Raw genomic sequence first — 6,870 nt, forward strand, 5'->3', positions numbered from 1 at the left:
ACATCACTTCCCCTATCCGTACGTACCGCCCATGGCCACCCGTACGTCGGAGTAGCTGTACCGTTTGATCCAATTGTAGGCCTTTGAATACGTAACGGAACTGTCCGGTGCGGAGGTTCCCCCTGCCCGCCGGCCGCCCACGCATCCTCGCGATCACGCCGGTGACCTGCCCTTTTCCCGACGTCTGGGTGCCAGGGACCGCCCCGCGAAGCCCTGTGTCGCGGCCGCCTCCCGCTCCGTACGGCCCGTCCGTCACAGGACCGCGACCGGGTTGACCGGCGAGCCTGTGCCGCCGGGGATGTCCAGCGGAGCCACCTGGAGCAGGAACGCGTAACGGCCCGTCTCGGCGCCGGCGGCGGAGAGCGCTTCGAGATCGAGGTTGTCCAGGAGCGGCACCCCCATTGCGGCGAGGGCGAGCGCATGCACCGGCGAATGCAGACCGTCGACGGGCGAGGGCCGTACGTCGCTGTCGCCGTCGCCGCCGAGCAGGGCAATACCACGCTCGGCCAGGAGCGGCATGGCGTCCACATGAAGGCCCGCGCTCGCCGCGTCGGGGTTCCAGGCGCCCCGTTCCCTGCGGCGCCGCAGACTGCCGGACCGGAGCAGCACCGCATCGCCCTCACCGATCGTCACGCCCAGCGCCTCCTCGGCGGCCACGAGGTCCGCGGCGTGCACAGCCCGTCCGGGCTCCAGCCATGCGCACCCCAAAACGGCGGGCAGGTCCAGCAGCACGCCTCTGGTCACGAGCGGCCCGAGCGCCGAGACGGCACCGAAGCGGGCACCACCGGCATCGATGACCTCATGCGCCACGCGGCCGTCGTAGAGGAGACCGCGGTAGGCGACATGGGCCAGCGCGTCCAGATGACTGACGGCCTTGGCGTGGTAGTCGACGGCGATGAAGTCCTTGTAGGTGGAGGGTTCAGGTGCCTCGACGTCGCCCAGGTCGGACATGTAGTGCAGGGCGGGCTTGCTGTTGTCCGGGCCGGCCGCCGTGCTCCAGGGCCGCCCCAACGCCACCACCGTCCCGGACCGGACCAGCGCGGTGGCCCGCCGTACGTGCTCCGGGGTCACCCGGTTCCAGGCCCCGCGGTCGGCCGCCGTCCAGCGGCCCCACGTACGGACCGTCGCGAACAGCGCATCGAACTCCTGGCGCGAAACAGCGGGCCCGTTTCCGGTGACGCCCGGCGCATGAGCCGCTGCCTCAGCGGGGCGTTCGGTCGGTCTGCGTGGCGTCAAGGCCCACCGTGCCCTTGTTGCCGACCGCATCCACCGCCCTCGTGCCGCGCACCATGGTCCTGGGCGCGATGAGGTTCTTGATGCCGTTTCATCGGTGATCCCGAGTCGTCCGGGGGCTGGACCTTCCCCTCATCGTGCGCTTCTCGTCCCGCGGATGCATCTGCGCCGTTCTTCTGGTCTCCCTGGCCGGCATCACGGGCAGTAGCGCCGTGCCTACGCCCCGGCAGAACGAGCTCAAACGCGTCCGCCGGAGCGCCGCGGGCGCCTGGCGAGCTATCCGTACACCATCCAGCGGGCGTCCGCGTACGCCTCGCGGATGCGGTGGCCGGTGGAGCTGTCGGTGGGGACGGGGATCTGCCGTGACGGGGTGAGGGGCCAGTGCGGTGGCTCGGGAGTGCCGGTCAGGGCCCAGGCGGCCTGGCGGGCCGCGCCGAGAGCCACGTACTCCTCGGGTTCGGGCACGGTGACGGGGGTGCCGAAGATTTCGGCGGCGATCTCGCCCACCACGGGTGCCTTGGCCGCCCCTCCGATGATGAGGACGCGCCGGGCGCTGACATCCTGGGCGCGCAGCCGGTCGAGGGCATCGGCCATGTTGCACAGCATGCCTTCGACGGCTGCCCGGGCGAAGTTCGGCGGGTGCATGTTCGCCTTGCGCATGCCCATCAGACTGCCCGCGGCCTCAGGGAGGTTGGGGGTGCGCTCGCCGCCCAGATAGGGGAGCAGGACCAGGCCACCGGCGCCGGGCTCGGCCTCGCGGGCGAGCGGGCCGAGGTCGTCGAGTGCGATGCCGAGCATGCGTGCGGTGGAGCTGAGGACCCGGGCGGCGTTGAGGGTGCACACCAGCGGCAGGAAGCGGCCGGTGGCGTCGGCGAAGCCGGCGACGGCGCCGGAGGGGTCGGCCGTGGGGCGTTCGGAGAGGGCGAAGGCGGTGCCGCTGGTCCCGAGGGAGATGACCACGTCGCCGGGCTGGATGCCCAGTCCGAGGGCCGCGCCCATGTTGTCACCGGTTCCCGGTGCCACCAGTGCCCCGTAGGGGGTACGGCCGGCCGCCTCGTACGGGCCGGCCACACGGGGCAGTTCGGGGGTGCGGTCGCCGAAGGCGAGGGCCAGGAGGTCGCGGCGGTAGGCGCCCTCGGCCGGCGACCAGTATCCCGTACCGGAGGCGTCCCCGCGGTCGGTGACCGGTTCCGCGCGGGACCCGGTGCCGCCGCACAACTGCCAGGTCAGCCAGTCGTGCGGCAGCAGTACCCGGTCCGTACGGTCCGCGAGTCGCGGCTCGTGCTCGGCCAGCCAGCGCAGCTTGGCGACGGTGATGGCCGCGACCGGTACGGTGCCGACCGCCTGGGCCCATTTCTCCGGCCCGCCGAGCTCATCGACGAGATCCGCCGCGGCCTGCGCGGAACGGGTGTCGTTCCACAGCAGCGCGTCGCGCACCGGCTGCCCGGCCGCGTCGAGGGCCACCAGACCGTGCTGCTGACCCGCGACCGCAATGGCATCCACGTGTTCCAGGAGGCCGTTGCCCGCTTCGCGGAGCGCGTGCCACCAGGCCTCGGGGGCGACCTCGGTGCCCTCGGGATGGGCGGCGCGGCCGCGGTGCAGGACTTCACCGGTGTCGGCGTCGCAGACGACGACCTTGCAGGACTGGGTAGAGGAGTCCACCCCGGCAACTGTGGGCATGACGATGTCGCTTCCGCTTCCGTGCAACGGGACGAGGGGGCAGGGGAGTTCAGGCCTGGGGGCGGAGCTGGATCTTGCGGCCGGAGCCGTCCCGGAACGTCTGGAGGGCGGCGCCGAAGTCGTCCAGTCCGAAGCTGTGAGTGATCATCGTGTCGGCGTCGATGACCCCCTTCGCCATCAGGTCCACGGCGCGCCCGAAGCTGTGCAGGACGGCCATCGACCCGACGATGGTGATCTCGTCGTTGTACACGCTGAACGGCGAGAAGGACGCCTTGGCCGCGGACGGTGCGACGCCGAACTGCTGGAAGGTGCCACCGCGGCGCACCCGGGTCAGGCCGTCCTCGATGACGTGGATGACGCCGGTGCAGTCGATGACGGTCTCCCAGCCCTGCGGCCGGTCCAGGGCCGAGGCGCTGACCGCGGTGGCGTCCGCGCCGAGCTGTCGGGCGATCTCCAGCCGGTCCTTGTTGAGATCGACGACCGAGAGGGATGCCGCGCCGGCGGCCTTGGCGAGCTGGAGCATCATCAGGCCCATGGTGCCCGCGCCGTAGATGAGGTAGTGGTCGCCGAGACGGCGCGGCAGGACGTCGAAGCCGCGGATCGCGCACGACAGCGGCTCGATCAGCGTGCCCTGCGCGACATCGACGCTCTCGGGCAGCCGGTAGCAGTTGGCGGCCGGGACCTTGACGTACTCGGCCATCGCGCCGTCCACGGTGTCGCCGATCGCGCCCCAGTTCTCGCAGAGGTTGCCGTGCCCGATCGAGCAGTAGTGGCAGGCGCCGCAGAACAGCGACGGGTCGACGGCGACCTGCTCGCCGGTGCGCAGACCACTGACCCCCGCCCCCAGCGCGACGATCTCGCCGGTGAACTCGTGACCGGGAACGATCGGGTACGGGGTGGGCGCGAACTCCCCCTGGACGATGTGCACATCGGTGCCGCAGATGCCTACCGCGGCGGGCGCCACGATGACCTCGCCGGGGCCCGGGGCGGGGTCGTCGACGGTGGTGACCTCGTAGTGCCCGGGGGAGTGGATGACGACAGCACGCATGGATCGGGGCCTTTCTCAGGGGTGCGCTCAGGGGGCACTCGGGGATGCGCTCGGGGATGCGCTCGGGCGGGGTACGGGGAGACCCGGCTCGGGCCGGCTCAGCTGTGGGGGATCGACGGTGCGGACCTCGACACCGAGGTCCCGGACGGGCTTGAGTTCGCTCTCCGGGGTGTCGGCGTCGGTGACCAGCAGGTCGTAGCCGCTGACATCGCCGTAGGGGTAGGTGGCGGTGCGGCCGAACTTGCTGTGGTCGACGGCCAGTACGGCGCGGTCGGCGGCCTGGAGATACGCCTGCTTGGTCTCCGCGTACTCCCGCACCGGATGGAAGAGCCGGCCGTCGCGGACCGAGGTGGCGGTGACGAAGGCGACGGTGGCGCGGATGTCCTGGAGCTGACGCCGGGTCTGCGGGCCGGCGCAGGACTCGAAGTCCTCGTAGAACCGGTCGCCCAGCAGCGTCACTTCGGCCGGTGACGCCGCCAGCAGGTAGGTGATGCGCAGCGAGTTGGTGATCACGCGGATTCCCTCGACGGTGGCGAGCCGGCGGGCGAGCGGGAAGAGCGTGGAGCCGCAGTCGATCAGCACCGTGTCCCCGGGGGCGACCTCTTGCGCGAGGGCGTCCGCGATGGCGGTCTTGACCTCGACGTTGGCGTTCTCGCGGAAGCGCAGCGCGCTCTCCATGGCGACGTTGGAGAAGGCCGTCGCCACGCCGCGGCCCTTGCGCAGCAGCTGCCGCTCATGGAGGTTGTCGAGGTCCCGGTGCATGGTCATCACGCTGACGTGCATGCGCTCCGCGAGGTCGGCGATGCGGATCTCGCCTTCCTGGGCGACATGGCGCAGCACCGCCTGACGGCGCTCCTCCACCTCGGCCTCGGAGCCGCGACTCGCTCTCATCGTGGGCATCCCCCGTTCGTTTCCGCGACGGTCCTCCGGCGTGCTCTCACCCTAGAACATCACACACTTTATGTGAAGTGCTTGAAATTCTCTGTGAGATTCAAGATCGACCTCGGCTTCGCGGAGGCGGGCGTCGGCGTCATCTTCACGGTGTACGGCGTCACCGCCGCGGTGGGTGCCTTCCTGGCGGGCGGGCTCTCCGACCTGTGGGGGCCGCGCCGGGTGATGATGGCCGGCGCGGCCTGCTGGGCGGTCTGCCACGCCACGGCTTCCGCGCACAGCAGCTACCCGAGACCGCAGGCCGCGACTACCTGGCCGTCGCGATCGCCGCGGGTGCGCTGGGCGTCGGCATGGCCGGGTACGCGCCCTTGCCGCCGCTGATGACCTCGCAGGATCCGGAGCGCAAGGGGCAGATCATGTCGGCCTACACGCTGGGCGCCGGCGCCAGCATGGCCTTCGGCCCGCTCATCGGCACGGTCTTCATCGGTGTGCTCGGCATCGGCGGAGTCATGTGGTCTACGCCGCCCTGCATCTGCTCAGCACCGTCCTCGTGCTGTGCATGAAAACCCCCGAGCCGCACACGGAACCCGCCGTCGCCGCCGTCGCGCACCGGCCGGAGCGCCAGGCGGTGGGCGCGTTGACAGCACCCTCCGGGGAGCTTTAATGAAGAAAAGGTGCAAATGAGACGTACCGGCTCATTCGAGCACTGCATCGCAGCGGCTGGGCAGGAAGGCCAGGGCGGATATGCGCACACACCACACCGGGCCGGAGTACCTGGTGCAGACGGCTGCGATGGCCCGGAGGTTCTACCTCGAAGGCAAATCCAAGATGGAGATCGCCGAGGAATTCGGTATCAGCCGGTTCAAGGTGGCCCGGACCCTGGAGACCGCCCTCCGCGACGGCCTGATCCGCCTGGAGATACGGCTGCCCGCCGAACTCGACGCCGGACTCTCCGACGCCCTGCGCACGCGGTACGGCCTCCAACACGCCATCGTCATCGACTCGCGGCAGGAGGTCCTGAACGACACGGTGCAGGCCACCCGCCGGCTCGGCGCGGTCACGGCCGATCTGCTCGCCGAGATCGTCACCGAGAACGACGTCCTCGGGCTCGTTTGGGGTCCGGAGATGGAGGCCGTCGGGCTCGGCCTGACCACGCTCGCCCGGTGCACGGTCGTCCAGCTGTGCGGCGTGACACCGCTGCGCCCCGTGAACGAGACCGCGGTGGAGGCGGTGCGCCGGGCCGCCACCGTCTCGCGGGGCGTGGTCCACCCCATCTACGCCCCCCTGCTGCTGCCCGATGCCACGGCGGCCCGGATGCTGCGTGAACAGCCCGGCATCGTCGATGCGGTCAGCCGCTTCGGCCAGGTGACCAAGGCCGTGGTCACCGTCGGCGGATGGGGGCCGGGGCTCTCCACCGTCTACGACGCGCTCAGCGAGGCCGAACGTGAGGAGTACCGGAGCCGAGGAGTGTGCGCCGAAGTCGTCGGCCGGTTGCTCGATGCGGAAGGCCGGGAAATCGCCCCCGAACTCACCGAACGGGTCATCGCCATCAGCTTTGACGAATTGCGCAAGGTGCCCGAGGTGATTCTGCTGGCCGACGGTGTCGAACGGGCCACGGCTGCCTCGGCGGCCATGAAGACCGGCCTCTTCAACGGCCTGGTCACCGACGCCGGGGTTGCCCAGAGCCTGCTCTGAGACCACGCGGTTCCTTGCTCCATCGGAGGGAGCGCGGAAGGAATCGGGCATTCTCGCCGGGGGTGTGGTGAAAGGTGCCAGCTGTGAGAGCTCGACGCCGTAGGAAGACCGCCCGGGGCCGCCCCAGCCGCGCCGTTCGCCGGATGTCCGTCGCCCTGGTCATGGCCCTGGCGGCCGGTGGGTGCTATCACGGTGCCGGCGATATCGGCCGCAGCGGAAAGAACACCCTCAATGTGCTGATGGTCAACAATCCGCAGATGGTGGATCTTCAGCGGCTGACCGCGGAGCATTTCACCAAGGAGACCGGTATCAAGGTGAATTTC

7 protein-coding genes and 1 pseudogene are annotated in these 6,870 nt (G+C 70.5%); 4 read left to right on the top strand and 4 right to left on the bottom strand.

The genetic code is table 11. The features are described 5' to 3' along the window. Positions 1–252 precede the first annotated feature (252 nt). The 4 genes from ACZ55A_RS30935 to ACZ55A_RS30950 all read right to left on the bottom strand — a co-directional run bounded on the left by ACZ55A_RS30935 (position 253) and on the right by ACZ55A_RS30950 (position 4,852). Positions 253–1,236, bottom strand: coding sequence for a cyclase family protein (locus tag ACZ55A_RS30935; protein WP_468847008.1), 984 nt, complete (start codon positions 1,234–1,236; stop codon positions 253–255). Between the two features lie 273 nt (positions 1,237–1,509). Next, entirely contained in the window at positions 1,510–2,913 is a 1,404-nt protein-coding gene (gene xylB, locus ACZ55A_RS30940) for a xylulokinase (RefSeq protein WP_468847010.1), read from the bottom strand. 49 nt (positions 2,914–2,962) lie between these two features. Then, positions 2,963–3,961, bottom strand: coding sequence for a zinc-dependent alcohol dehydrogenase family protein (locus ACZ55A_RS30945; protein WP_468847012.1), 999 nt, complete (start codon positions 3,959–3,961; stop codon positions 2,963–2,965). A gap of 27 nt (positions 3,962–3,988) precedes the next feature. Continuing rightward, positions 3,989–4,852, bottom strand: a complete 864-nt coding sequence (locus ACZ55A_RS30950; protein ID WP_468847015.1) for a DeoR/GlpR family DNA-binding transcription regulator — start codon at positions 4,850–4,852, stop codon at positions 3,989–3,991. Here ACZ55A_RS30950 and ACZ55A_RS30955 point away from each other — a divergent pair. The 4 genes and pseudogenes from ACZ55A_RS30955 to ACZ55A_RS30970 form a co-directional block, all read left to right on the top strand. Next, a complete protein-coding gene (locus ACZ55A_RS30955; protein WP_468847018.1) occupies positions 4,790–5,233 on the top strand; it encodes an MFS transporter in 444 nt (147 codons plus the stop codon). The two genes, ACZ55A_RS30950 and ACZ55A_RS30955, sit on opposite strands and share 63 nt — an antisense overlap. After that, positions 5,233–5,415 carry a hypothetical protein gene (locus tag ACZ55A_RS30960; protein WP_468847021.1) on the top strand — a complete coding sequence of 61 codons (183 nt, stop codon included), beginning with the start codon at positions 5,233–5,235 and terminating at the stop codon, positions 5,413–5,415. The genes ACZ55A_RS30955 and ACZ55A_RS30960 overlap by 1 nt, the downstream gene beginning before the upstream one ends. A gap of 181 nt (positions 5,416–5,596) precedes the next feature. Continuing rightward, on the top strand, positions 5,597–6,547 hold the full coding sequence (locus ACZ55A_RS30965; RefSeq protein ID WP_468847023.1) for a sugar-binding transcriptional regulator: 951 nt from the start codon (positions 5,597–5,599) through the stop codon (positions 6,545–6,547). Positions 6,548–6,630: 83 nt separating this feature from the next. Next, a pseudogene (locus ACZ55A_RS30970) lies at positions 6,631–6,870 on the top strand (sugar ABC transporter substrate-binding protein); the annotation flags it as partial.

This window comes from Streptomyces sp. NPDC034111, from assembly GCF_055575375.1.

Excerpts from the sequence above, each read along its gene's own strand:
- ACZ55A_RS30965 (WP_468847023.1), top strand. The coding sequence starts at position 5,597 with ATGCGCACACACCACACCGGGCCGGAGTACCTGGTGCAGACGGCTGCG.
- ACZ55A_RS30945 (WP_468847012.1), bottom strand. The coding sequence starts at position 3,961 with ATGCGTGCTGTCGTCATCCACTCCCCCGGGCACTACGAGGTCACCACC.
- ACZ55A_RS30950 (WP_468847015.1), bottom strand. The coding sequence starts at position 4,852 with ATGAGAGCGAGTCGCGGCTCCGAGGCCGAGGTGGAGGAGCGCCGTCAG.
- xylB (WP_468847010.1), bottom strand. The coding sequence starts at position 2,913 with ATGCCCACAGTTGCCGGGGTGGACTCCTCTACCCAGTCCTGCAAGGTC.
- ACZ55A_RS30960 (WP_468847021.1), top strand. The coding sequence starts at position 5,233 with ATGACCTCGCAGGATCCGGAGCGCAAGGGGCAGATCATGTCGGCCTAC.
- ACZ55A_RS30955 (WP_468847018.1), top strand. The coding sequence starts at position 4,790 with ATGGCGCAGCACCGCCTGACGGCGCTCCTCCACCTCGGCCTCGGAGCC.